Annotated in this window: 22 protein-coding genes; 9 read left to right on the top strand and 13 right to left on the bottom strand. The window is 73.6% G+C overall.

All coding sequences use genetic code 11. The features are described from left to right. Nucleotides 1–50: 50 nt before the first annotated feature. Nucleotides 51–1,358, bottom strand: coding sequence for an MFS transporter (locus ACF9IK_RS25160; RefSeq protein ID WP_395296359.1), 1,308 nt, complete (start codon nt 1,356–1,358; stop codon nt 51–53). A 156-nt stretch (nt 1,359–1,514) separates the two neighbouring features. Between ACF9IK_RS25160 and ACF9IK_RS25155 the strand changes: the two genes are divergently transcribed. Beyond that, nucleotides 1,515–2,075 carry a MarR family winged helix-turn-helix transcriptional regulator gene (locus ACF9IK_RS25155; RefSeq protein WP_395296358.1) on the top strand — a complete coding sequence of 187 codons (561 nt, stop codon included), beginning with the start codon at nt 1,515–1,517 and terminating at the stop codon, nt 2,073–2,075. 148 nt (nt 2,076–2,223) lie between these two features. On the opposite strand, the gene ACF9IK_RS25150 is transcribed toward ACF9IK_RS25155, so the two are convergent. From ACF9IK_RS25150 to ACF9IK_RS25140, 3 genes are all read right to left on the bottom strand, one after another. Beyond that, a complete protein-coding gene (locus ACF9IK_RS25150) occupies nt 2,224–4,023 on the bottom strand; it encodes a glycosyl hydrolase family 18 protein (RefSeq protein WP_395296357.1) in 1,800 nt (599 codons plus the stop codon). Nucleotides 4,024–4,389: 366 nt separating this feature from the next. Further along, a complete protein-coding gene (locus ACF9IK_RS25145) occupies nt 4,390–5,025 on the bottom strand; it encodes an FxLYD domain-containing protein (protein WP_395296356.1) in 636 nt (211 codons plus the stop codon). Between the two features lie 195 nt (nt 5,026–5,220). Next, nucleotides 5,221–5,781, bottom strand: coding sequence for a DoxX family protein (locus ACF9IK_RS25140; RefSeq protein WP_395296355.1), 561 nt, complete (start codon nt 5,779–5,781; stop codon nt 5,221–5,223). 134 nt (nt 5,782–5,915) lie between these two features. On the opposite strand from ACF9IK_RS25140, the gene ACF9IK_RS25135 reads away from it, so the two are divergent. After that, complete coding sequence (locus ACF9IK_RS25135) at nt 5,916–6,233, top strand: barstar family protein (protein WP_395296354.1); 318 nt, start codon at nt 5,916–5,918, stop codon at nt 6,231–6,233. Between the two features lie 22 nt (nt 6,234–6,255). Next, nucleotides 6,256–6,891: a MarC family protein gene (locus ACF9IK_RS25130; RefSeq protein ID WP_395296353.1), complete on the top strand. Its 636-nt coding sequence runs from the start codon at nt 6,256–6,258 to the stop codon at nt 6,889–6,891. Between the two features lie 22 nt (nt 6,892–6,913). Here the strand turns inward: ACF9IK_RS25130 and ACF9IK_RS25125 are convergent, their stop codons facing one another. Beyond that, a complete protein-coding gene (locus tag ACF9IK_RS25125; RefSeq protein WP_238740699.1) occupies nt 6,914–7,348 on the bottom strand; it encodes an Lrp/AsnC family transcriptional regulator in 435 nt (144 codons plus the stop codon). 248 nt (nt 7,349–7,596) lie between these two features. On the opposite strand from ACF9IK_RS25125, the gene ACF9IK_RS25120 reads away from it, so the two are divergent. The 3 genes from ACF9IK_RS25120 (at nt 7,597) to atpF (ending at nt 10,299) form a co-directional block, all read left to right on the top strand. Then, complete coding sequence (locus tag ACF9IK_RS25120; RefSeq protein WP_395296352.1) at nt 7,597–8,427, top strand: tryptophan 2,3-dioxygenase; 831 nt, start codon at nt 7,597–7,599, stop codon at nt 8,425–8,427. Between the two features lie 37 nt (nt 8,428–8,464). Continuing rightward, on the top strand, nt 8,465–9,691 hold the full coding sequence (kynU, locus tag ACF9IK_RS25115; protein WP_395298677.1) for a kynureninase: 1,227 nt from the start codon (nt 8,465–8,467) through the stop codon (nt 9,689–9,691). 107 nt (nt 9,692–9,798) lie between these two features. Beyond that, a complete protein-coding gene (gene atpF, locus ACF9IK_RS25110; protein WP_395296351.1) occupies nt 9,799–10,299 on the top strand; it encodes a F0F1 ATP synthase subunit B in 501 nt (166 codons plus the stop codon). Between the two features lie 84 nt (nt 10,300–10,383). On the opposite strand, the gene ACF9IK_RS25105 is transcribed toward atpF, so the two are convergent. Then, nucleotides 10,384–11,880, bottom strand: coding sequence for a choice-of-anchor A family protein (locus tag ACF9IK_RS25105; RefSeq protein WP_395296350.1), 1,497 nt, complete (start codon nt 11,878–11,880; stop codon nt 10,384–10,386). 202 nt (nt 11,881–12,082) lie between these two features. Here ACF9IK_RS25105 and ACF9IK_RS25100 point away from each other — a divergent pair, with 202 nt between their 5' ends. Both ACF9IK_RS25100 and ACF9IK_RS25095 read left to right on the top strand, forming a co-directional pair. Next, nucleotides 12,083–12,793, top strand: coding sequence for a 4'-phosphopantetheinyl transferase family protein (locus tag ACF9IK_RS25100; protein WP_395296349.1), 711 nt, complete (start codon nt 12,083–12,085; stop codon nt 12,791–12,793). 179 nt (nt 12,794–12,972) lie between these two features. Next, nucleotides 12,973–13,455, top strand: a complete 483-nt coding sequence (locus ACF9IK_RS25095; protein ID WP_395296348.1) for a DUF2269 family protein — start codon at nt 12,973–12,975, stop codon at nt 13,453–13,455. Here the strand turns inward: ACF9IK_RS25095 and ACF9IK_RS25090 are convergent. Further along, nucleotides 13,442–14,455, bottom strand: a complete 1,014-nt coding sequence (locus ACF9IK_RS25090; protein ID WP_395296347.1) for an Lrp/AsnC family transcriptional regulator — start codon at nt 14,453–14,455, stop codon at nt 13,442–13,444. The genes ACF9IK_RS25095 and ACF9IK_RS25090 overlap by 14 nt on opposite strands. A gap of 136 nt (nt 14,456–14,591) precedes the next feature. On the opposite strand from ACF9IK_RS25090, the gene ACF9IK_RS25085 reads away from it, so the two are divergent. Further along, nucleotides 14,592–15,404, top strand: coding sequence for an inositol monophosphatase family protein (locus ACF9IK_RS25085; protein WP_395296346.1), 813 nt, complete (start codon nt 14,592–14,594; stop codon nt 15,402–15,404). Between the two features lie 123 nt (nt 15,405–15,527). Here the strand turns inward: ACF9IK_RS25085 and ACF9IK_RS25080 are convergent, their stop codons facing one another. The 6 genes from ACF9IK_RS25080 to ACF9IK_RS25055 form a co-directional block, all read right to left on the bottom strand. After that, nucleotides 15,528–16,517, bottom strand: a complete 990-nt coding sequence (locus ACF9IK_RS25080; protein ID WP_395296345.1) for an amidohydrolase family protein — start codon at nt 16,515–16,517, stop codon at nt 15,528–15,530. Next, nucleotides 16,514–18,148 (bottom strand): acyl-CoA dehydrogenase family protein, encoded by a 1,635-nt coding sequence (locus ACF9IK_RS25075; protein WP_395296344.1) that lies wholly within the window; start codon nt 18,146–18,148, stop codon nt 16,514–16,516. Before ACF9IK_RS25075 ends, ACF9IK_RS25080 begins: the two co-directional genes overlap by 4 nt. After that, nucleotides 18,132–18,830, bottom strand: a complete 699-nt coding sequence (locus ACF9IK_RS25070) for a TetR/AcrR family transcriptional regulator (RefSeq protein ID WP_395296343.1) — start codon at nt 18,828–18,830, stop codon at nt 18,132–18,134. Before ACF9IK_RS25070 ends, ACF9IK_RS25075 begins: the two co-directional genes overlap by 17 nt. 111 nt (nt 18,831–18,941) lie before the next feature. Further along, the gene (locus tag ACF9IK_RS25065) at nt 18,942–20,417 is read right to left on the bottom strand and encodes a S28 family serine protease (RefSeq protein WP_395296342.1); all 1,476 of its coding nucleotides are present in this window, start codon (nt 20,415–20,417) and stop codon (nt 18,942–18,944) included. Nucleotides 20,418–20,557: 140 nt separating this feature from the next. Further along, nucleotides 20,558–21,454, bottom strand: coding sequence for a trypsin-like serine peptidase (locus ACF9IK_RS25060; RefSeq protein ID WP_395296341.1), 897 nt, complete (start codon nt 21,452–21,454; stop codon nt 20,558–20,560). A gap of 109 nt (nt 21,455–21,563) precedes the next feature. Next, entirely contained in the window at nt 21,564–22,265 is a 702-nt protein-coding gene (locus ACF9IK_RS25055) for a TetR family transcriptional regulator (protein WP_395296340.1), read from the bottom strand.

Raw genomic sequence — 22,265 nt, 5'->3', positions numbered from 1 at the left:
ACCTGGTGGGCGCCCGTCGCACGGCCGTGCGGGGCGTCGCACGGCGCGCGTCACGCGGCGGTCTGCAGCTCCCGGATCGGGAGGGTGCGGACCGGGGCCGGGGCCGGCGCGTTGTCCTGGGCGGCGGTGAGGTACGGCCGCAGCCGCAGCGCCAGGGCGACGACCAGCAGGGTGGAACCGGCCATCGCCGCCAGGTAGAGCGGCCAGGTGCCGGAGCCGACCAGCAGCACGCCGACGGCCGGGCCGACCGCGATCGCGATCTGCTTCACCAGGGCGTACCCGGCGTTGTAGGTGCCGAGCAGGCGGGCCGGGGCGAGGTCGGCGACGATCGGGCCCATGGTGGGGGCGAGCAGGGACTCGCCGACCCCGAACAGGGCGTAGATCGAGACGATCGCGACCGTGGCGGCCATGGTCTCGGTCCGGATCAGACCGGCGACCAGGGCCATCGCCCAGGCGCCGAGCCAGACCACGCCGGCCGCGGCCATCGCGGTGGTGCGGCGGCGGCGCGCGGTGATCCGCACCATGAACATCTGCAGCACCACGATGGTCAGCGCGTTGGCGCCGATGGCGATGCCCAGGGTGGAGGGCGCGGTGCCGACGGTGTCGGTGGCGAAGGCCGCGACGCCGGACTCGAACTGGCCGTAGCAGGTGAAGAAGATCAGGCCGGCGAGGACGCAGAGCCGCAGCATCGCCTTGTCGGCGACCAGGGCGCGCAGACCCTGCGGGCCGTCCGCCTTCTCCTGGACCAGGACGGGGGCGGCGTGCGGCCAGTGGCCCTTCGAAACGTGCGCGGTGCCGGTGACCAGGGCCAGGCCCAGGAAGGTCGCGGCCTCGATGGTGAACAGCCGGGTCAGGCTGGCCGGGTCGGCGACGTCGACGATCTGGCCGCCGACCAGCGCGCCGATGCCCATCCCCAGGTTGACCAGGGTGAACTGCAGCGCGAAGGCGTGCGAGCGGGTCGCGGCGGTCGAGCAGCGGACGATCATCGTGGCCAGCGCCGGCTGGCAGGTGGTGACACCCGCGCCGAACAGGAAGGACGAGACCAGCAGGGCCGGGGTGCCGGTGGCGTGGCCGAAGGCGAACGCACCGGTGGCGGCCAGGGCGGCGCCGGCCAGCAGCACCGGGCGCGGGCCGTACCGGTCGATGCCGCGCCCGGTGAGCGGGAGCACGGCGAGCGCGGCCAGCGCGAAGACGGTGAACACCATCCCCGCGGCCAGCGAGCCCAGGCCGCGCACCTGGTCCACGTACACGAACATGTACGGCATCGTGAACCCGCTGCCGAACGCGCTCAGCGCATTCCCGATCTGGACGCGGCGCAGCGGGCCCGCCCCGCGCGTCTGCTGCCTCTGCTGCTTCACCGTGCCGGCCACCGTGCACACCCCTTCACTGTTTCACTGAACACTCTTAAGACCAGAAGATTTAAGAGCTAAAGTCTTGCGAGATATAGTCTTAGCACCAGAAGAGTGAGGAGTCAAAGGCTTAAGGGGTGCACCCCGCGTGCGACACTGGTCCGCATGACTGCAGAGAAGCCCGCGCCGGCCACCGCCCGAGAGCTGGGCATCGCCGAGCAGGTGGCCGTCTACCAGCGGGAGTTCCCCACCGTGGACCCGCAGGTGGAGACCATCGTGCAGACGCTCTCCCGGGTCGCCCGGCGGATGGGCGTCGCCTATGACCGGCAGCTGACTGTGCTCGGAATCACCTCCGCGGAGTGGGAGGTGCTCAAGGCCCTGGTGGTCGCCGGCAGCCCGTACCGGCTGGGTCCGGGCGAGCTGGCCAAGCGGCTCGGCCTCACCCCGGCGGCGATGACGCACCGGATCGACCGGATGGTCGCCGAGGACCTGGTGACCCGGGAGCGCGACGAGACCAACCGGGTCCGGGTGATCATCGAGCTGACCGATAACGGCCGCGACAAGTGGCTGGAGTCGATGCGGATGGCCGCCGTCTTCGAGGAGGAACTGCTCCAGGACCTCTCCGGAGACGAGCGCGCCGTCCTCTCCAACCAGCTGGCCCGGATGCTGCGGCGGATCGAGGAGTCCCAGCCGGACGCCCTGGGACGCACCGCGGACCTGGACTGATCCGGCACGTCCGGCCCGGCCCGGCGAGGGTGACGGGGCGGCGGAGTCGGGGGACGACAGCGGTCCGGCCCGCCGGGGAGCAGCTCCCCGGCGGGCCGGACTCGTACGGTGCGAGGGTCCGTCAGGCCCTCGTCGGCTCAGTGCCGCGTCAGCAGGGACCGTTGTCGGTCCAGACGCCCCACTGGCCGGTGGTGGCGGGGTCCTCGCCCTTGGTCCACCACTTGTTCGTGTAGTAGTGGCCCTTCCAGGAGACCTTGGTGCCGGCGGTCGCGTAGGTGGCGGCCGCGTCCCAGCCCGGGGCCCCGGCGCAACCGGCCGGGGTCGTCGGAGGCGTGGTGGGCGGCGTGGTCGGAGGCGTGGTGGGCGGCGTGGTCGGCGAGGTCGTCGGAGGCGTGGTCGGCGGCGTGGTCGGGGCGGCCGGGCATCCCGCGGCGGAGCCGTTGGTGGCCTCGACCATCTTGTCGAACAGCGCGGTCTTCGCGCCCAGGTCGTACAGCGAGAAGGCGAAGGAACCGCCGAGGCCGTTGCAGTGGGCGTAGTCCACCTTGGCCTGGATCGAGCGGGCGTCCTCACCGCTCCAGAACGTGGTGCCGTCGTAGAAGTACGTGGTCTTCGCGGTGTCGTCCCAGAACGTCTTCGCCGGGTTGTCGACGAAGCCGGCCAGCTCCTTGTACATCTGGATGCCGGGCACGCTGCCGGACATCGAGGCGCCGGCGGCCGGGCCGGTGGCGGACTGGAAGAGGCCGTTGCGGCCGTTGTTCGGAACGCCGGTCCACCCGCGGTAGTAGAACGGGATGCCCACGTTGATCTTCTTCGCGGGGAAGCCGCCCGGGATGCCGTAGTCGGCGTCGCCGGCGGTGTAGGCCTTGATCGCGGCGTCGACCGAGTACTTGCCGTGGCCCGGCGCGGCCGGGGCCATCGGGTCGTCCGGGCCGGAGTAGATCGGGGCCTGGTGGTTGGTCGGCCCCTTGGCGTCCCACGCACCGTGCATGTCGTAGGTCATGATGTCCAGGAACGTCAGGTACTGGCCGATCTTGTCGGTCTCGACGTTCCGGATCTTGTCCTGGCCGGCGCCGACCGCTGCCGCGGTGGCGTAGGTCTTGCCGTCGGCCTTGCCCTGGGCGTCGAGCTGCTCGCGCAGCTCCTTCAGCAGCAGGGTGAAGTTCTGCTTGTCGTTCGGGCTGGAGAGGTTGCCGGTGTGGCCGCCGCCGCCCGGGTACTCCCAGTCGATGTCGATGCCGTCGAAGACGCCGGCCGCCGAACCCGGGCCGCCGTAGCCGGCGTCGGCCGGCAGGTTGCCCTTGATGAACATGTCGATGCAGGACGAGACCAGGTGCTTGCGCGAGGCGTCCGTGGCGGCCGCCGCCGAGAAGTACTTGGAGTAGGTCCAACCGCCCAGCGAGATAAGGATCTTGAGGTTGGGGTTCTTCGCCTTCAGCTTCTTGAGCTGGTTGAAGTTGCCCGCGATCGGCTGGCCCCAGACGTCGCCGACGCCGTCCACCGAGATGTCCGGGCCGAAGCTCTTCTGGTAGTCCGCGAAGGCGTCGCCCGCGCCGTCGCCGGCGTTCGGGTTGTTGTCGTCCTGGTTGGCGGCCTTGGTGGCCTCGAAGCAGCCCAGGCCGGTCGGGTGGATGTTGGCGAACGAGTAGATCAGGTAGTCCAGTTTCCCGGCCACGCCGGTGTCCTGGATCGTCTTGGGGTAGTACGCGTTCGCATAGATCGACCACTGGTCGAAGTAGGCCACCTTGATGCCGCCACTGGTGGCGGGCGCGCCCGTGGAGTTGGTGACGGCCGCGTTGGCCGCGGCGCCGCCGCCGAGGGCGAGGCCCGCGCCGAGCAGCAGGGAGGCGGTGGTCCCGGCCGCGAGGGCGGCCAGGCTCTTCGGGCGCCGGCGGCGGCCGGGCTCCGGGGCCGGGCTGCCGGCCCTTTCGATGCGTGAACGGAGCATGGGTGCGTGACTCCTGGTCTGTGGGGGATTCCGTCGGCGCTGGGGGACACGTACGGGGTGGGGCCGCACGACCAGGACATGACAGAACGGGGGAGGGAATCGAGCGGGGACGTGCCGTGACGGACACCGGGATATGCCGAACCGGCGCCAGCGGCGGACCGCTGACGCCGGTTCAGGGGCTCCCTGCACCTGGGCACTAAAATGGACTAGACCAACTACCCCGTCAAGGGGTGCCGGCGGCCCTTGAGCCGCCCTTAAGGTTGGCCCTCTCCCCCGGCACCCCCGCCGACCTGCGGTCCGGCACCGCGCCGGGTCCGGTACCGGGCGCGGATCCGGTACTGCGCCGGATCTCCGTCGCTCCCGGGCTCAGTACCGGACGGCGTTGGCCACCTCCGCCTTGACGGTGCCGGTGAGGTTGCGGTTGCTGGTCGCGGTGGCCTGGGCACTCTGCCCGGCGGCCACGTCCGGAACGGTCACCGCCGTCGCATCCAGCACGTTGCCGGAGTCGTCGGTGAAGTTGACCTGGATCACGTACCGGTTGGACTGCTGCCCGCTGTTCTTCACGGTGAGCGGCACCGAGGCCTTGCCGTCCGAGCCGATCGTCACCGCGCCGGCGGTGACGTCGCCCTTGGCGTCCAGCCCGCCCTTGACGCTCGCGATCGCCGACGAGGCCGCCGCCTCGGCCGACGCGGCGGCGGACGCGGCCGCCGATGAGAGCCCGCTCGCCACCGAGGAGGCCGCCGAGGCCGCGGCGGAGGCTGCCGCGGACGCCGCGGCGGAGAGGCCGGACTCCACCGCGCCGGCGGCCGAGGAGACGACGCTGCTCGCCTTGCCGTCCGAGGAACAGCCCGCCAGCGCTGCGCCGCCGAGCACGGCGGCCGCCAGCACGCCGGCCACGGCGCGCCGCGGGCGGCGGACCACCGGGGCGGTCACGTCGGCGACGGTGGTGCGGGTGGGGCGGGTCGCCCCGGTCAACGACTGGCGGTCCGGCTGGCGGTCCATCGGGTCCTCGATTCTGCCCGGCGCCGGGGTACCCGGCACGCCTCCCGGCCCACCCTCGGCGGCGGCGGCCGGGTCCGCCAGCAGGGCGGCGCATCCGGGTGAGACTGCCAGTGGGGCCGGCCCCGCCGGCCCCGCCGGCCGCGGGCGTGCGGGAGGCCCCGGAGCGGACCGGGGCCTCCCGCCTTCGGGTCGGGGTCAGGACAGCCCGGAGCCCTCCTGCGACTCCGACTCCACGACGGCCCGCTCCTCGCGCAGCCGCACCACGTGCCGGCGGCGGGCCACCACGCCGTAGGCCCCGGCCGCACTGGCGAGGAAGGCCAGTACACCCACCGACGGGCGGTCGAAGGCGTGCCCGCTCCAGTGGTCCAGCGAGTACCGGCCCGGACCGGCCAGGCCCAGTGCCAGGCCGGTCGCCCCCAGGAAGGCCGGGTACTCGTAGCCCCCGGAGGTCATGAAGAAGCCCGCCGGCGCGTGCACCGCGACGGCTCCGGCCATGGTGCCGGCCACCACCGCGCCGGCCGCCGGCGTGGCCAGCCCGGCCACCAGCATCGCGCCGCCGCCGGCCTCGCCGAGGCCCGCCGCGAGGGCGCTCCGCCGCCCCGGATGGAAGCCCATGTGCTCCATCGCCTCGGCGGTCGCATCGAGGCCGCCGCCCCCGAACCAGCCGAACAGCTTCTGCGTGCCGTGCGCGATCAGCACCCCGCCGACGGCGCTGCGCAGGGCCAGCAGGCCCAGATCCTTACGGTTGAGACACATGTCGAATCCTCGTTCCAGCGGAGGGTGATCCGGCTTCCATAGCAGCCGAAAGGGCGTGCCGACTCGACTCGGGACCGCCATCCGGGCGAACATCGAGTCATCGAGGAATATCGCCGCGCCCAGGAAGAGAGCCGATGAGCGTCACCCGGCCCGAACCGCCCGTCTACGTCCTGGACGGCAGCCGGATCACCGACCGCGCCGCCTTCTACACCGCGCTCGGCGCCGCGCTGATCGGCCCCGGCGGCTACTACGGCTCCAACCTCGACGCCCTGGCCGACTGCCTGCACGGCAGCTTCGGCCCCACGCCCCCGTTCACCCTGATCTGGGAGGAGGCCGGGACGGCCCGGCGGCACCTCACCGGCACCGTCGTCATCGGCGAGCGGCGGCTCGACTACTTCGACGCGATCCTGGCCACCTTGCGCTCCGAGGGCGTGGCAGTCCAGCTCCGATGATCATCCCGGCCATCCTTGGCACATGTTCGTCTTCAACCTGAGCAGCGCCTTCATCGCCTTCTTCGCCGTGGTGGGGCCGCCGAAGGTCCTGCTCTCCTTCGCCCGGCTGGCGGGCACCCGCACCACCGGGGAGCTGCGTCGGCTGGCGGCCTGGTCCACCGTGATCTCGGCGGTGATCGGGCTGGTGCTCAGCTACACCGCCGACGCCGTCACCTCGCTGTTCCACATCAGCGACCAGTCGATCCAGCTGGCCGGCGGCGTGATCTTCTTCATCTACGCCGTCGCGCTTGTCCTGGGCATCCACCTCGGGGCCGGAAGCGACGAGGAGGACGAGCACCTGCGCAACCCGATGGTCGACGGCATCCGCGAACTGCTGCTGCCCTACATCGCCAGCCCGCTGGCGATCAGCGCGGTCCTGGTGGCCTCGCTCGCCAAGGACGACTGGGGCTGGCGGACCACCGTCGTGGGCGCCTACGTCTCGGTCGTGGTGATCAACTACTTCTGCGTGGCGGCGCTCGCACCGCTGATGCAGCGCACCCACCGCACCTCGCTGGAGGTGGTCTCCCGACTCCTCGGCCTGCTGCTCGCGGCGGTAGGCGTCGAGCTCTTCCTGAACGGCCTGGCCGGGCTCGGCGTCCCCATCGCCGAGGGCCACTGAGCGGGGACGGCCCCACCGGAACCTACGGCGCGACCACCGGGCGCCAGGGCACCGGGCTGGAGAGGATCATCGAGCTGGCAGGCTGCCCGTGGGCGCCGAGCCGGTCGATCAGCGCCTCGAAGTCCGCCATCGCGGGCACCGCGACCAGCAGGATGCAGCAGGCCCCGCCGGTCACCCGGTGCAGTTGCAGCACCTCCGGCCAGGTCGCCACCTCGGGATCGCGCAGCACGCAGCGCGGCCCGTAGCACTGGAGCTGGACCAGCGCGGTGATCGGCAGCCCGGCCCGGGCGGGGTCGACGTGCGCGTGGTAGCCGGCGATCACCCCGTCGGCCTCCAGACGGCGCACCCGCTCGGCGACGGCGGGTGCGGAGAGGCTCACCCGGCGGGAGAGTTCGTTGTACGAGAGCCGGGCGTCGGCCTGCAGCTCGGCCAGCAGGCGGCGGTCGACGGCGTCCATGGCGACTCCCGGGAGGTCTGGGGCCGGCCGGCACTCCGGCCGGCCGTTCGGCGCAGGTCAGCGGGGCTCCGGCGACCGTCGGAGCGCCTTCCGGCGGTGATTTCACGATCGTAAAGCCGGTCGGCCCGAAGACCTCGCGAACGACAGGTTCGAGAGCGGTTACCGTGCCCGGAACCCATTCAAGAGCAGGCCGTGACCGCCGCACAATGGGGCCCCCGCAACGGACGGGGTCATCAGGAGGGATCGGGATGGGGCACGACTCGGTGGAAACACCCAGCCTGTCGTTCGTTCGGGGCGGCGAGCCGGGTCACGGCACCCCGTACGCGCGCTACGCCCGGCTGGCGGAGCTGCACAGCCTGCAGAACCCGCGCAGCAAGGTGCCGGCCGAGCTGTCGTTCATCGTCACCACCCAGGTGATGGAGCTGCTCTTCGGCCTGCTGCGGCACGAGTGGACGATCGCCCAGCATGCGCTGCGCGAGGACGACCTGCCGGAGGCGCTCGCCGCACTGCGCCGGGGCACCCACGCCCAGGACGTGCTGGTGGAGTCCTGGGACCTGCTGGCGACCATGACGCCGCAGGAGTTCAACGCCTTCCGCTCGGTCTTCGGCGAGGCCTCGGGCTTCCAGTCCTCGGCCTTCCTGCACCTGGAGTTCCTGCTCGGCAACAAGAACGCCGCGCTGCTGCGGATGTACGACGAGGTGCCGGAGACGCGTGCCGAGCTGGCCGAGGCGCTGCGCTCCGCCAGCCTGTACGACGACGCACTGGCCCTGCTGGCCCGGCGCGGGCTCGCCGTGCCGCACGAGCCCTCCGAGCAGCGCCACCGGACCGACCCGGCGGTGGAGGCGGCCTGGCGCCGGGTCTACACCGACCCGGACCTCGCCTCCCTCCAGCCGCTCGCCGAGGCGCTGCTGGACGTCGCCGAGCGGGTGACCCGCTGGCGCCAGCGCCACCTGGCGGCGGTCCGCCGGGCGATGGGAGCCAAACCGGGTTCGGGCGGCTCCAGCGGCCTGAGCTGGCTGCGCAAGGCGGCCGAGCAGGACGTCTTCCCCGAGCTGTGGTCCGTCCGGGACGAGATGTGAGCGAGCTGTGAGCGAGAGAGTGGGCAAGAAGGTGGGCATGATCACGCGCGAGGAGTGCGCGGCGCTGGACGCCGTAGACCCGCTGGCGGCGTTCCGCAAGGAGTTCGCCCTGCCGGACGGCGTCGTCTACCTGGACGGGAACTCGCTCGGCGCGCTGCCGGCCCGCACCCCCGGGCGGGTGCGGCAGGTCGTCGAGGAGGAGTGGGGCCGCGAGCTGATCCGCAGCTGGAACGAGGCCGGCTGGTTCGAGCAGCCGTACCGGCTGGGCCAGCGGATCGCGCCGCTGATCGGGGCCGAGCCGGACGAGGTGGTGGTCTGCGACACCACCTCGGTCAACCTGTTCAAGGTGCTGACCGCCGCGCTGCGGCTGCGCCCCGGCCGCCGGACGGTGCTCGGCGACGGCGCGGCCTTCCCCACCGACCTGTACATCGCCGAGGGCGTGACCGCGCTCTTCGAGGGCGCGCGCAGCGTCCTGGTCACGCCGGAGGAGCTGGACCGGCACCTGGACGGGGACGTCGCCGCGGTCGTCCTCTCGCACGTGGACTACCGCACCGGCGAGCTGCTGGACATGCCCGGCATCACCGCCCGGGTGCAGGCCGCGGGCGCCCTGATGATCTGGGACGTCTGCCACTCGGTGGGCGCGCTCCCGGTCGAGCTCGGTGCGGCCGGAGCGGACTTCGCGGTCGGCTGCACCTACAAGTACCTGAACGGCGGCCCCGGCTCGCCGGCTTTCCTCCACGTCGCCCGCCGGCACCTGGCGGCCGGTCCGCAGCAGCCGCTGAGCGGCTGGTTCGGGCATGCCCGCCCGTTCGCCTTCGAGCCCGGGTACGACCCGAAGGACGGCATCGGCCGCTTCCTCACCAGTTCGCCCTCGCTGCTCGGCCAGGCCGCCCTGGAGTCCTCGCTGGACGTCTGGGAGCGGGCCGACCTGGCCGCGGTGCGGGCCAAGAGCCTGGCGCTGACCGACCTGTTCATCACCCTGGTGGAGGGCCTGGACGGGATCGAGGTGGCCACCCCGCGCGAGCACGCCCGACGCGGCAGCCAGGTGGCCCTGCGGCACGCCGACGGGTACCCGGTGGTGCAGGCGCTGATCGAGCGCGGGGTCATCGGGGACTTCCGCGCCCCGGACCTCATGCGGTTCGGCTTCACCCCGCTCTACCTCTCCCACACCGACGTCTGGGACGCAGCGCAGCAGCTGGCCGAGGTGCTGGAGAGCGGCGAGTGGCGCGAGGAGCGCTTCTCCCGCCGCGGCGAGGTGACCTGAGGCGCGGGGTCCGCGACGGCCTCCCCCGCACCCCCTCCCCGACGGTTCACCGCAACACGCCGGGGCAGCATTACTCATGACGGCTCGTCAGAGCGCAGGAGGGGTGCATGGACCTGGAGAAACTCGGACCGCTGAAGCCCGAGCCGGCCGCACTGGTCGTCGGCCTGGCCTGCTTCTTCCTGATGACCTGGCTGCTCGGGCGGAAGGTCCTGCCGCGGATCGAGCGGGTGCAGGCCGAGCGCCGGGACGCCACCGAGGGCCGGCTGGAGCGTGCGGAGGAGCTCGACGCCGAGGCCGACCGGACGCACGAGGCGTACCGGAAGGTGCTGGCGGACGCCCGGCACGAGGCGGCCCGGATCCGGCAGGAGGCCGCCGAGCAGGGCGCGGCGGCCATCGCGACCGCCCGCGAGGAGGGTCTCCGGGAGCGCGACCGGCTGGTCGCCGAGGCGCGCGCGCAGATAGCCGTGGACCAGGCGCTCGCCGCCGTCACGCTCCGGCACGACGTGGGCGAGCTGGCCGTCGAGCTGGCGGGGCGGGTGGTCGGCGAGCCGGTGTCGGCCGTGGCCGCCGAGCGCGCGACAGTGGCACGCTTCTTCGACGAGCACTGAGGGCGCGCACCGGACGGGTACGCACCGGACGGCCCTCGCCCGTACCGGGGCGAGGGCCGTCCGGCGTCGCGGGCCCTGTACGCCCTAGCTGTGCCGGCCGCGGCGGCGGGCGGCCAGGACTCCGAGTCCGCCGAGGGCCAGCAGACCGGCGCCGGCGAGGCCGAGGACGGCCGGGGCGCCGCTCCCGCCGGTCGACGGCAGTTCAGCACCGCCGGTCGGGGAACCGCTGGTCGGCCGGTGGCTGGTGGGGCGGCGGCTGGTCGGGTGCGTGGTCGCACCGGTCGGCGACGCGCTCGACGAGCCGGACTCCGTCCAGGTGGGGGTCGGGGAGGTCGGTCTGGGGGACGTCGGTCTGGGGGACGTCGGCTTCGGCGACGTGGTGGTCGGCTTCGGCGAGGTGGTGGTCGAGGTCGGGCTCGGCGAGGTCGGGGAGGGGGACGGCGAGGTCGGCGACGGGCTCGGCGTCGCGGCGCAGTCCGGCAGGTCCCCGTCGAAGGGGTAGCTGTGGATCTCGTAGCCACCGCTGCCGGTCTGGACCAGGTTGCCGGCCAGGTAGACCCGACCGTTCACGCCGGGCATCGCGATGGTGGTGGTCGAGGCCGGGTTGCCGGCCATCACCGAGCCCTGGAACTGCGCACCGCCCAGCAGCCGCGCGGTGGTGGCGGTGGGGAAGTTCCACAGCAGCCGGGGGCGCAGCTCGGTGATCTGGTCCCCCGGCAGGCCGGTGCCGGTGTAGGTGTTGATGATCGCGTCGTCCGGCAGGACGTTGACCACCACGGTGGCGCCGGCGGGGATGCCGGTGAAGACCAGGCCGATCTGCCGGGCCGCCGAGCCGAGGTTCCGGTCGACGTTGAAGACCTGCCGCCTGCTGGTCCCGTCGCCGGCGAAGGTCGCCTCGCTGTTCGTCACGGTGACGGTGCCGGTGGCGGTCGCCCTGCCGGTGCACGTGGAGATCTCCTCGATCCGGGTCCGCAGCCCCCGGAAGGGCGCGACGGCACCCGCGTCCTTGATCGCCTGCCCGGCGGGGTCGATGTCGACCGTACCGGTGAGGTCGCCCGCGTGACGCAGGTTGCCGAAGACCCGGTGCGTGGCGTCGCTGCCGCCGATGAGGATCCGGTTGCCGGACCTCACGTCCACGTCGCCGCCGACGGTGACGAAGTCGCTCCCGTCGGGCGGCACCACCCTCGAACCGACGCCCACCACGCCCATGTTGAAGGCACCGCCGCCCTGGCTCTTGTCCACGGTGAGATCGCCGAGGGTGACGATCCTGCCCTCCGCCTCGGCGGCCCGGCCGGTGACCGTGTAGTCGCCGCCGGTGAAGACGTTGATCGTGGCGTCCCGCCCGGCGAAGTCGCCGTTGTGCGGGGGCGTGGGCCAGGTGGCCGGGCAGTCGGGCCCGGTGCAGGCGCCCAGCGGCGGCGCCAGCGGAGCGGCCGAACCGGCCGTCAGTACGGCGGCCATCGGCACTGCGGCGACCGCGGTCGCCACACCGATCCGGACGGCGCGGCGCCGCCGGACCGCGACCGGCCCCCTGGTGGCGGTTGTCCTGTGTCCCGGCGCACCGGTGCTGCCCTGACCCATCGAAACGTCCTCCGCACCGCGAAGGGGGCAGGCCGCACCGACCTGCCCCGCAGCTCACTTGATACCGGATCAATTCCGGAAGATTCACAATATAAGTCACGAAATCGGACGAAACATACCCTACGGACCATCAGCACCGATCCGCCAATCATCCGGACGGGCCAACGCGCCCGGCGCCTGCGCGTCCGGCTAGGTTGGGGACATGACTTCCGAGGACCAGGACCCGCACGCCCCGATCGCCGCCGTGTCGGCCAGCGCGGACGTGCTGCGGCACCCCGAGGCCGGCGAGCACCTGCTCACCGCGGTCGAGCGCGAGCGCGCCGCGCGGTTCCGGCAGGAGTCCGGCCGGGCGGACTTCACCGCCGCGCACATCCTGGTCCGGCTCTGCGCCGCCCGCCTGCTCGGCGTGGCGGCCGACACGATCACGCTGGCCCAGAACTGCCCGGACTGCGGCAAGGCCGACCACGGCCGCCCCTCCCTCCCGGACCACCCGGACGTCCGGGTCAGCCTCTCGCACACCCACGGCGTGGTCGCGGCCGCCGCCGGCCGCCACCCGGTCGGCGTCGACGTCGAGCTGACGGCGCGCAGCGGCTCGCTCCTCCAGGTCGCCGGCCGGGTGCTCGCCCCGGCGGAGCTGCAGCGGGTGGAGACGCACCCGGAGCCTGGCCGGGCGTTCCTGCGGCAGTGGGTGCGCAAGGAGTCTCTGATCAAGCTCGGGCGGACCAGCCTGGACGGGCTCGCGGAGGTCGACCTCTCCGCGCTGCCGCTGGACGTCCCGCCGGGCCGGCCGCTGCGGAGCCGCTACCAGGACCTCCACCTGGTCGACTGGACGGACCCCGTCCGGGGCGCGGTGATCTGTGCGGCGAGCACCGCCGCCCCGCGCATCGTGACGCTGGCGCCCGAGGCCGGCTGAGGCCGCGGAGCCCCTCGGGAGCGGGGGCCTCCCACCGCCTTCGGGGCCCCGGACCCGCGCGGACGGCCTCCGGATAAGCGGTGTTAGCGTGCGTGCTCGGGGTCGGAACCGCACGCCCCGGCTGTCCGCGCCGCCTCACCGGTGCGCAGCCCCCGTTGGATCCAAGGGGTGTCCCCGCCATGGCCAAGTTCCTGCTGAGCCTGCACGTCCTCGCCTCGGTGCTGTTCATCGGCCCCGTCGCGGTGGCCGTCAGCATGTTCCCGCGGAAGGCCCGGGCCGCACTGGCCGGCGGGCCCGACCGGGCGGCCGACGCGGGGATCCTGCGCACGCTGCACCGGATCACCCAGGTCTACGCCCTGCTGGGGATAGCCGTCCCGGTGATGGGCATCGGCGTCGCCCAGGTGATGGACGTGCTCGGGCAGTCCTGGCTGATCGTCTCGATGGTGCTCACCGCGCTCGCTGGCCTCTCGCTGCTGCTCTTCGTCCTGCCCGCGCAGCAGGCCGCGGTGGACGCACTCGACCTCGACGCCGACGCGGCGGAGCACGGCAAGGCCGTCCAGGGTCTGAAGCTGCTGCCGATGACGGCCGGGGTGTTCAACCTGCTCTGGGCCGTGGTGGTGGTTCTGATGATCATCCGCCCCGGATCCACTACCGGAGCCTGATCCGCGGCGGCCGGGCCGTGTCCGACAGCACGACGCCCGCCCGCTTGACGGCCCGTCCGACGATCGCCGTCTCGGCCCGGGTGATGCCGAGCGGGCCGAGCGTCCCGGTGACGAAGCGGTAGAGGCCACCGTGGTCCGGGCAGAACACGGTGGCCATCAGGTTGGCCGGGCCGCTGGTGGCGAACACCCCGTGTACCTGGGGGTGGCCGGCCAGTGCCGTGCCGACCTCGGCGAGCCGGCCCGGGGGCACGTCGAGCCAGAGGTTGGCGTCCACGGCCATGCCCAGCAGGCGCGGGTCGATCGTGGTGTGGGTGCGCAGCAGCCCGCCCTCGGCCAGCCGGTGCAGCCGGCGGCGGACCGTCGACTCGGGCGCACCGACCGCCGCCGCGAGCGCGGCGTGGGACTGCCGGGCGTCGGTGCCGAGCCGCGCCAGCAGCGCGCGGTCGAGCGCGTCGAGCGGTGTCTCCCCCGCCGCCGGCCGCGGGACGGACGGCGGCGGGGCCAGGGCTGCCGCCTCGGCCTCGTCCAGGTAGCCGGCCCGCCACTGGCCGGCGTCGGCGTAGGCGTGCAGCACGGCGTGGGTGGTGGTCTCGGTGACCGCCGCCGTGGCGGGCAGTTGCCCGTACAGCAGCCGGTCCCGGGAGCCGGCGTCGCTGAGCACCACCGCGCCGACCTCCTGGCCGCCGAGCATCACGTCGACGAACGGCACGTCCGACCGGTCGGCGAGCGCCCGTGCGACGGTGTCGACCTTGCCGCGGAGCACCCGGACCCGCAGCAGCAGCGCACCGACCGCCGCGTCCTCGACGTCGGGCATCCGGACCACCCGCAGCAGCCCGGACCGGTGGAGCCGGGCGAGGCGGCGGGTGACCGTCCGGGTGGAGACGCCGAGCACCTCGGCGATCCGGCCGGTCTCGGCCCGGCCGTCGACCTGGAGCGCGCAGACCAGCCGGCGGTCCAGCGCGTCCAGCACGGTGTCCGGATCGGCTACTGAGAGGTCCACGGTGTCCGATCTCCGTCGTCGAGCCCGGTTCGAGCGTCCTGTTCGGCGGCCCTGACGGTACTCCTTGTCCTGAATCGAACAGAACCCGGCCGACGGGGACCCGCTCGGCCCGGGGAACCGGGGAAGGGAGTCGGCGATGAACGACGAGGTCCGGGAGCTCAGGGAGCTGTTGCCGGGTGTCGAGACGGCGGTCCGGGCGGTGGGCGCCCGGCTGGCCGCAGTGCGCCCGGCCGGGCCGACCCCCGGGCGGACGGTGGCGGAGGCGATGGCGCACTTCGCCGAACTGGACGGCCCGGCCGCCGCCGAGCTGCGGGCCCGGCTGGCCGAACTCCGTCCGGAGGCGGGCTGGGTGACGGACGAACTGGAGGGCACGGTGCCGACCGGGGGCGAGTGGTGGCTCTGCGACGCCACCGACGGCGCCGTGCAGTACCTGCTCGGGCAGCAGCAGTGGGCGGTCACCGCCACCCTGGTCCGGGACGGGGCCGCGGTGCTGTCCGTGGTGCACGCGCCGCAGCTCGGCGGGCGGACCTACCGCGCGGTGCGGGGCGGCGGGGCCGAGCTGGACGGGAGGCCCGTCGCGCCGCCGGAGCGGGAGCTCGCGGTGGCCGTCGCCGGGACCAGCCAGCCGCCGCTGGTCGCCGCGGACGAACCGGCGCTGCGCCGGGCCGGCGCCTCGCTGACGGCGGTGCTGGCCGAGGTCCTGGCGGTGCGCAACCTCGGGCCGACCGCCCTGCAGGTGGCCCAGGTGGGATCCGGGCACCTGACGCTGTTCTGGGAGTACGGGACGGACGCGGTCAACCTGCTGCCGGGCGCGCTGATCGCCGCCGAGGCGGGGGCGGCGGTGACGGACGCCGCCGGGGCGGCCTGGTCGACCACCTCCGACAGCTTCCTCGCCGCCCCGCCCGGGCTGCACGGGGAGGTGCTCCGGGTGCTCGCCACCGTGGCGTGAGCCCCCGGCGGGCGGAGGGGGTGCGCCGACGGGCGGGGCACCGGGCCCGGGGCGCCCGGCCGCTCCCTTACGGCCCGGCCGCCCGGCACCCGACCGCACCACCGGCACCGCCGGCACCGCCCGTCAGCCGGTCGGATGCACGGACAGCCCGAACAACCGGGCGGCGTTGTCGTGGCAGACCGCCCGCAGCCACTCCTCCCCCAGCCCCAGCCGCTCCAGCGCCTCCAGCTGGTGCCGGTACCGGTACGGGATGTTGGGGAAGTCGCTGCCGAGCAGGATCCGCTCCCGGAGCCCCGCCAGGCGCGGCAGTTCGGCGGGCGGGAACGGCGTGTCCCGCTCGGCGAAGTCGGTGAAGGCGATGGTGGTGTCGAGCCGGACCTCCGGGTACCGCTCGGCGAGGTCGAGGAAGTCGGTGTACTCCGGCATCCCGAGATGGGCCACCACCAGCCGCAGCCGCGGGTGCCGGGCGAGCACCTCACCGATCGGACCCGCGCCGGTGTACTTGCCGGGGACGGGCCCCGAGCCGCAGTGCGTCACCACCGGCGTGCCGGTCTCGGCCAGCAGGCCCCAGACCTCGTCGAGCAGCCGGTCCGCCGGGTCGTACCCGCCGACCTGGAGGTGCGCCTTGAAGACCCTGGCGCCGTCCGCGAGCGCCCGGGCCACGTACCCGGGCGCGCCGGGCTCCGGGAAGAAGGTGGCGGTGTGCAGGCAGCCCGGGGTGCGGGCGGCGAAGCCGGCGGCCCAGCCGTTGAGCCAGTCGGCCATGCCGGGCTTGTGCGGGTAGAGCATGGACGTGAACGCCCGGACGCCGAAGTCCCGCAGCCGGCCGACCCGTTCGTCCTCGGCCTCGCGGTAGGTGATCGGCCACGGCCGGTCCACCAGCGGGCCGGCCGCGTCGAAGTACGCCCACACCTTGTCCAGGACGTTCTGCGACATGAAGTGGGTGTGCACGTCGATCAGGCCGGGGAGGCCGAGGCCCCGCCAGAAGGCGCGGACCTCGGCCGCCTCCACCTCCGCGGCGTCGGCCCGACCGGCGGCGTCGGCCGCCCCGGGCGCGGCGTCGGCCCGACCGGCCGTCCGCCGCCCGGTGCCGCCCGGGTGCCCGCCGCTCATGCGGGCACCGGACGGGCACGGTCGATGATCGCCCCGGCGTCCACGCCTGCCGGCAGCGTGCCGAAGGCGGCGCCGTGGTCGCCGCCGAGGCGGGAGGCGCAGAAGGCGTCGGCCACCGCCGGGTCGCCGTGGCGCACCAGCAGCGACCCCTGGAAGGCCAGCGCCATCGACTCGACCAGCCGGCGGGTGCGGAACTCCAGTTCACCCGGGTCGGCGAGCTGCTTGCGCAGGTCGCCCACGGCCGCGTCCAACCGGCGGTCCGCACCGGCCGCCGCGTCCAGCTCGCCGAGGAAGGCCTCGACGGTCTCCGGACGCCTGGCCATGGCTCGCAGTGCGTCCAGGGCGGCCACGTTGCCGGAGCCCTCCCAGATCGAGACCAGCGGTGCTTCCCGGTAGAGCCGGGGCATGCCGGACTCCTCGACGTACCCGTTGCCGCCGAGGCACTCCAGGGCCTCGGCGGCGTGTGCCGGACCGCGCTTGCAGACCCAGTACTTGCTCACCGCCAGACCGAGCCGCCGGACCAGCGCCTCGGTCTCGTCCCCGGCCAGCGCGCCGTCGGTGGCCTGGGCGAGGCGCATCGCGACCGTGGTGGCCGCCTCCGACTCGACGACCAGGTCGGCGAGCACGTTGCGCATCAGCGGCTGGTCGACGAGCGCCCGGCCGAACGCCTGCCGGTGGAGCGCGTGGTGCACCGCGCGGGTGGCCCCCAGGCGCATGCCGGAGGCGGCGCCGACGGTGCAGTCGAGCCGGGTCGTGTTGACCATCTCGATGATGGTCGGCACGCCGCGCCCCTCCTCGCCGACCAGCCACCCGACCGCGCCGTCGTACTCGATCTCGGCGGAGGCGTTGGACTTGTTGCCCAGCTTGTCCTTGAGCCGCTGGAGGTGGAAGCGGTTGCGCCCGCCGTCGGGCAGGATCCGCGGCACCATGAAGCAGCTGAGCCCGCCGGGCGCCTGGGCGAGCGTCAGGAAGAGGTCGGACATCGGCGCCGAGGTGAACCACTTGTGCCCGGTGAGCCGGTAGGTGCCGTCGGCGTGCGGGACGGCGGTGGTGGTGTTGGTCCGGACGTCCGAACCGCCCTGCTTCTCGGTCATCGACATTCCGGCGATGAGCCCGCGCTTGGCGTGCGGCTCGCGCAGTCCGAAGTCGTACTCCCGGGAGGCCAGCAGCGGCTCCAGCCCGGCCGCGAGCGAGGGGGTCGCACGCAGGGCGGGGACGGCGGCGTAGGTCATCGAGATCGGGCAGGTGTGGCCGGCCTCGACCTGGCCCCAGACGAGGAACTTGGCCGCGCGGGCGGAGTGCGCGCCCGGCCGGTCGTCCTGCCACGGGGCGGCGTGCAGGCCGTGACCGACGGCGGTTCGCATCAGCTCGTGCCAGTACGGATGGAACTCGACCTCGTCGATCCGGTGCCCGAAGCGGTCGTGGGTGCGCAGGACGGGCGGGTTCTCGTTGGCCAGCCGGCCCCACTCGGCGGCCTGCTCGGAACCGGCCAGGCGGCCGAGCTCGTGCAGCTCGTCCTCGGCCCAGCCGGCGCCGGCCCGGTGCAGGGCGGCGATCAGGGCCGGGTCGGCGGCGGTGTCGTGTCCGTACGGCAGGGGCACCTGGTTGGTGACCTCATGCGTCGCTGTCATCGCGTCCTCCCAGGGCACGCAGGGTGAAGGAGACCAGGGCGGGGACGACGTCGGGCAGGTCGTCCCCGGGGGCGGGTGCGGCCGTCGGCTCCGGAGCCGGAGCCCGGCCGTGTGCTTGTGCTTGTGCTCGCGCCTGTGCTCGGGGTGCGGGGGCCGCTGCCAGCGGCCCGGCCAGCGCCTCGCCGACCGCGCCGACGATCGCGGCGGCGGTCAGCTCCGGGTCCTGCCGGGGCAGCCGGCCGGCCGCCAGCGCGACCGCGATCTCCGCGGCGATCACGTCGCGGAAGGCCCGCCGGAAGACCAGCCGCTCGGCGTCCACGACGGCATCGGCCGGCTCGACCAGCAGCGCGTGGGCGAGCCGCGGCGCGCGCAGGGCACGGGCGGCGAAGGTCTCCACCACGGCCGCGATCCGCTGCTCCGGGGACTCGCGGCGGGCGACGGCCGCGTGGACGGCGTCGATCTCCCGGTTCACCACCCGGCGGAACAGCTCCACCGACAGCTCCGCCTTGTTGGCGAAGTGCTGGTAGAGGCTGCCGGTGGCGATCCCGGCGCGGTCCGCCACCGCCGCCATCGAGCAGCCGCCGTACCCGCGCTCGGCGAGCAGCCCGACCGCGGCCTGGAGCACCGCTTCGCGCTGGGCGTCGAGCCGGGCTTGGACGGCGGGCGTGCGTCGGTAGGCCATGGAAGAATTGAAGCACTGATTCAGCGCTTCGGGGAGGGGGCGCGCACACGGAGCACGCGAAGGGGCCACCCTCCGGCGCGCTGCCGGCGGGTGGCCCCGGAGGGACCGGCCTCAGGGGCGGTCCCGCTCGACCTTCAGGCCCTCCTCGTCCAGCGGGCCGAACGGCGGGATCCGGTGGCTCTGGGCGAGCGAACGTGCGCCCTCGGCGTCGGCCAGGCCGGCCCACTCCAGCACCTTGGCGGTGGCCTCCGCCGACTCCGCCGCCGGCAGCTTGCCGATGTTGGAGCCGTGGTTGCCGCCGGGAACGGTGTAGACGTAGCTGTCCTCACTGCCCCAGCCCAGCCGGAACGGCTCGGCGCCCCACGGGTCGTTCTGGCCGTAGACGAAGATGATCCGCTCGGACGAGTGCCGCACCCAGCGGTCGATGTCGCGCATCGCGGACGGGTCGAACCGCATCGGGATGTTCTTCGGCACGTACGTCCGCGGCGAGTACAGCTCCTTGAAGTCGTAGTTCAGCACGCCCTTGAGGTGCGGCACGGCGAAGGTGGGCGAACCCAGTTCGGTGCCCGCCTGGTAGTAGTAGGGCGTGTAGGTGGCGAGCGACTGGTCGCTGTTCCCGGTGATGCCGACCTGCGCGTCGAACCACGCGTACAGCTGGTCGTCGGTGGCGGTGGCCGCGGCCGGCACGCTGGCGCAGTCCGCCTCGGTGCTGTACTGCCAGAACGCCCAGACCGTGTCGAGCACCCCGGCCTCGTACGCCCGGTCGGCGCTGCCCGTGGTGGTGAACGTCGAACCCGCGGCAACGTTGTCGGCCACGTAGCGGGCCTCCAGGCGGTCGCGGCGGACCAGCAGCTCACGCTGGGCCGCCGAGAGCGCGGCGCGGCACTCCGGGGTGCCGACGTTCCGGAAGAACTCGGTGTAGGCGGAGTCCTCGCGGTTGTCGACGTCGTTCGGCGCGACGTAGGCGATGGTGCCGTTCACGTCGTCGGGGAAGAAGCGGCGGTGGTAGGTGGAGGACATGCCGCCCTTGCTGGCCCCGGTGGAGAGCCACTCGCGCTGGTAGATCCGCTTGAGCGCGGTGATGATCCGGTGCGAGTCGGTGGCGGCCTGCCGGATGCCGGCCTTCGTCCAGTCGGCGGGCTCCGGCCGGGACGGCGTGAAGTAGCGGTACTCGATCGAGACCTGGTTGCCGTCGGTCAGCCTGGCCGGCTCGGTGCGGGACGGCGTGGTGCGCAGCGTGTAGCCGTTGGTGTAGAAGACGGTCGGGCGGTCGTAGCCGCGGTGCAGCACGCTCAGCCGCTGCTGGAAGGTGCCCAGCCAGGGGCGGAAGTGGTCGATCGGCTGGGTGTAGGTGAGCAGGAAGTAGCGGTGCTCGGCGTCGCCGGCGGGCTTCTCCTCGGTGACGGTCATGCCCGGGATGGCCGCGAGCCGGTCCCTGATGTCGGCCGAGGGGTTGTCGGCGACGGAGCCGGCCGCGCCGGCGGCCGCCCCCGGGTCGGGCTGCGCCAGGGCGGGCGTAGCCGCGCCGAGGCCGAGCAGCGGTACGAGCAGGACGGCGACCAGCAGCCTTCTGAGCTTGGTTGACATCAACTCTCCATCGGATCAACGGAACTGTCGGACACTCTCCGGCAGCCGGCGGGCGGCTGCCGTCGGGTCGGCCGTCCGGTAGACGGCCGAGTGGGCCACCCGCGGGATCGCGGATGGCCCACCGGCGAAAGGTGTGCTGGTCAGGGGCGCGGCAGGGTGCAGCCGGGCAGGGCGAGGTCGAGGCGGTTGCCGGCGGCGAAGCAGGCCGGGATGCCGTAGGTCTCCTGGGCGTAGTTGATGCCCTGGCGGACGGTCACCACACCGTTCGGGTCGACCTCGCAGGGGTTGTTGTCGGTGCAGCGCTGGCCGTCCTCGTTGCCCGTGTTGTTCACGGCGACGACCTGGCCGGTGTTGACGTCGACCACGGGCGAGCCGGAGGTGCCGCCGATGGTGTTGCAGCTGGAGGTGTAGCGGACCGAGTCCTTCCAGGTCCAGCTGCCCTCCTTCAGCCGGTAGGCGAAGCCGTCGATCGAGCAGGAGTAGATCCTCTTCCAGTACCCGGAGACGACCTTGATCGGGGTGCCCTGCACCGGGTGGGTCGCCGACACGGTGAGCGGGGCGATGCCGTAGCGCGACTTGATCGAGGCGTAGGTGGTGTTCAGCTGGTAGATCGACACATCGGTGTCGGTCATCGTCCCGTAGACCATCTTGGTGGCGCGCAGCGTGGCGGCCTTCCCGCCGGAGGAGTTGAGCAGCGTGAAGGACCGGTTGGAGGACCGGTTGACAAGCACCTCACCGGGGCCGGGGAACCCGGTCTCCAGGCAGTGGCCGTTGGAGAGCACGAGCGCCGGGTCGCCGGCGGCGGAGCCGGGGAGCCGGACCAGCGAGCCGGAGCAGTTGCTGAGCGCCACCGTCCCGGCGAAGTTCACGGCGGCGACCGGCGCCTGTCCCTGCGCCGGGGCCTGGTCCTGCGTTCCGGTCCCGGCCGCGGCGAGGGCGGCCGGCGACGGGGCGGCCGCCGCGCCGGGGGCGCCGGCCAGGGCGGCGGCCCCGGCGAACAGGAGCGTGGCGAGCATGCCTATGAGCGGCTTCTTCATGAGAGACCTCTCGCTGTGGGGGTGCACCAAAGCTGGCGCGGACATGACGTGATGTCAAGAGTCCGACCACAACGGAGAGGTCAGGTCCGGCCGGTGCGGCCGGCGGGGTTCAACTGTCGTGCCAGTGGCGGCGTCCGACACTGATCAACCGAAGCTGGAACCCGGCCGCGACGGCGATCCGTCGCACTGCGGCCGGGTCGGCGCCCGGGGAGGCCCCCGGGTCCGCGGAGGCCCCCGGGTCCGCGTACGAGTCGGCGCCCGGGACCTCCAGCGCCTCCAGCGCCTCCAGGAAGGCGGCGGCCGTGGAGACCATCCGGTCGACGTAGAGCTCCGCCAACATCTGAAGGTCCTCCGGGCTCCACCCCTCGGACGCGGACTGGAGCGCCAGCGCCGCCCCGACCTCGGCGGCGAAGCGCCCCAGCTCGGCGTCGATCGCCTCCCGCACCCGGCGGACCCCGCCGTGCCGCTCCCGCGCGAGGAAGCGCACGTGCGGACGGTGGTCGCGGACGTGCTGCTCGATCACCTCCACCGCCCGGTCGATCACCTCCTCGGCCCCGTCCCCGCCGGCGAGCACCGAGCGGATCATGACGTGGAGGCTGGCGAGCGACTCCTCGACCAGGGCCACGCCGAGCGCGGCGAGGTCGGGGAAGTGTCGGTAGAACGCGGCCGGCGAGAGCCCGGCGGCACGGGTGACCTCGCGCACGCCGAGGCTCGCCAGGTTCTGATCGGCCAACAGGTGCAGCCCCGCGTCCAGCAACGCACGCCGACTCTGCCGCTTCTGGGCCTGCCTGGCCCCCATGGTGTGACTCAC

The organism is Kitasatospora hibisci (assembly GCF_043950205.1).
Classification (GTDB): Bacteria; Actinomycetota; Actinomycetes; order Streptomycetales; family Streptomycetaceae; genus Kitasatospora; species Kitasatospora hibisci.
The sequence above is the reverse complement of the archived record's forward strand: the minus strand, read 5'-3'. Positions and strand labels throughout refer to the sequence as shown.

Excerpts from the sequence above, each read along its gene's own strand:
- ACF9IK_RS25135 (WP_395296354.1), top strand. The coding sequence starts at position 5,916 with ATGAGCGTCACCCGGCCCGAACCGCCCGTCTACGTCCTGGACGGCAGC.
- ACF9IK_RS25060 (WP_395296341.1), bottom strand. The coding sequence starts at position 21,454 with ATGAAGAAGCCGCTCATAGGCATGCTCGCCACGCTCCTGTTCGCCGGG.
- ACF9IK_RS25065 (WP_395296342.1), bottom strand. The coding sequence starts at position 20,417 with ATGTCAACCAAGCTCAGAAGGCTGCTGGTCGCCGTCCTGCTCGTACCG.
- ACF9IK_RS25125 (WP_238740699.1), bottom strand. The coding sequence starts at position 7,348 with ATGGACGCCGTCGACCGCCGCCTGCTGGCCGAGCTGCAGGCCGACGCC.
- ACF9IK_RS25100 (WP_395296349.1), top strand. The coding sequence starts at position 12,083 with ATGACTTCCGAGGACCAGGACCCGCACGCCCCGATCGCCGCCGTGTCG.
- ACF9IK_RS25145 (WP_395296356.1), bottom strand. The coding sequence starts at position 5,025 with ATGGACCGCCAGCCGGACCGCCAGTCGTTGACCGGGGCGACCCGCCCC.
- ACF9IK_RS25130 (WP_395296353.1), top strand. The coding sequence starts at position 6,256 with ATGTTCGTCTTCAACCTGAGCAGCGCCTTCATCGCCTTCTTCGCCGTG.
- ACF9IK_RS25095 (WP_395296348.1), top strand. The coding sequence starts at position 12,973 with ATGGCCAAGTTCCTGCTGAGCCTGCACGTCCTCGCCTCGGTGCTGTTC.
- ACF9IK_RS25085 (WP_395296346.1), top strand. The coding sequence starts at position 14,592 with ATGAACGACGAGGTCCGGGAGCTCAGGGAGCTGTTGCCGGGTGTCGAG.
- ACF9IK_RS25140 (WP_395296355.1), bottom strand. The coding sequence starts at position 5,781 with ATGTGTCTCAACCGTAAGGATCTGGGCCTGCTGGCCCTGCGCAGCGCC.
- ACF9IK_RS25075 (WP_395296344.1), bottom strand. The coding sequence starts at position 18,148 with ATGACAGCGACGCATGAGGTCACCAACCAGGTGCCCCTGCCGTACGGA.
- ACF9IK_RS25150 (WP_395296357.1), bottom strand. The coding sequence starts at position 4,023 with ATGCTCCGTTCACGCATCGAAAGGGCCGGCAGCCCGGCCCCGGAGCCC.
- ACF9IK_RS25070 (WP_395296343.1), bottom strand. The coding sequence starts at position 18,830 with ATGGCCTACCGACGCACGCCCGCCGTCCAAGCCCGGCTCGACGCCCAG.
- ACF9IK_RS25120 (WP_395296352.1), top strand. The coding sequence starts at position 7,597 with ATGGGGCACGACTCGGTGGAAACACCCAGCCTGTCGTTCGTTCGGGGC.
- atpF (WP_395296351.1), top strand. The coding sequence starts at position 9,799 with ATGGACCTGGAGAAACTCGGACCGCTGAAGCCCGAGCCGGCCGCACTG.
- ACF9IK_RS25155 (WP_395296358.1), top strand. The coding sequence starts at position 1,515 with ATGACTGCAGAGAAGCCCGCGCCGGCCACCGCCCGAGAGCTGGGCATC.
- ACF9IK_RS25080 (WP_395296345.1), bottom strand. The coding sequence starts at position 16,517 with ATGAGCGGCGGGCACCCGGGCGGCACCGGGCGGCGGACGGCCGGTCGG.
- ACF9IK_RS25105 (WP_395296350.1), bottom strand. The coding sequence starts at position 11,880 with ATGGGTCAGGGCAGCACCGGTGCGCCGGGACACAGGACAACCGCCACC.
- kynU (WP_395298677.1), top strand. The coding sequence starts at position 8,465 with ATGATCACGCGCGAGGAGTGCGCGGCGCTGGACGCCGTAGACCCGCTG.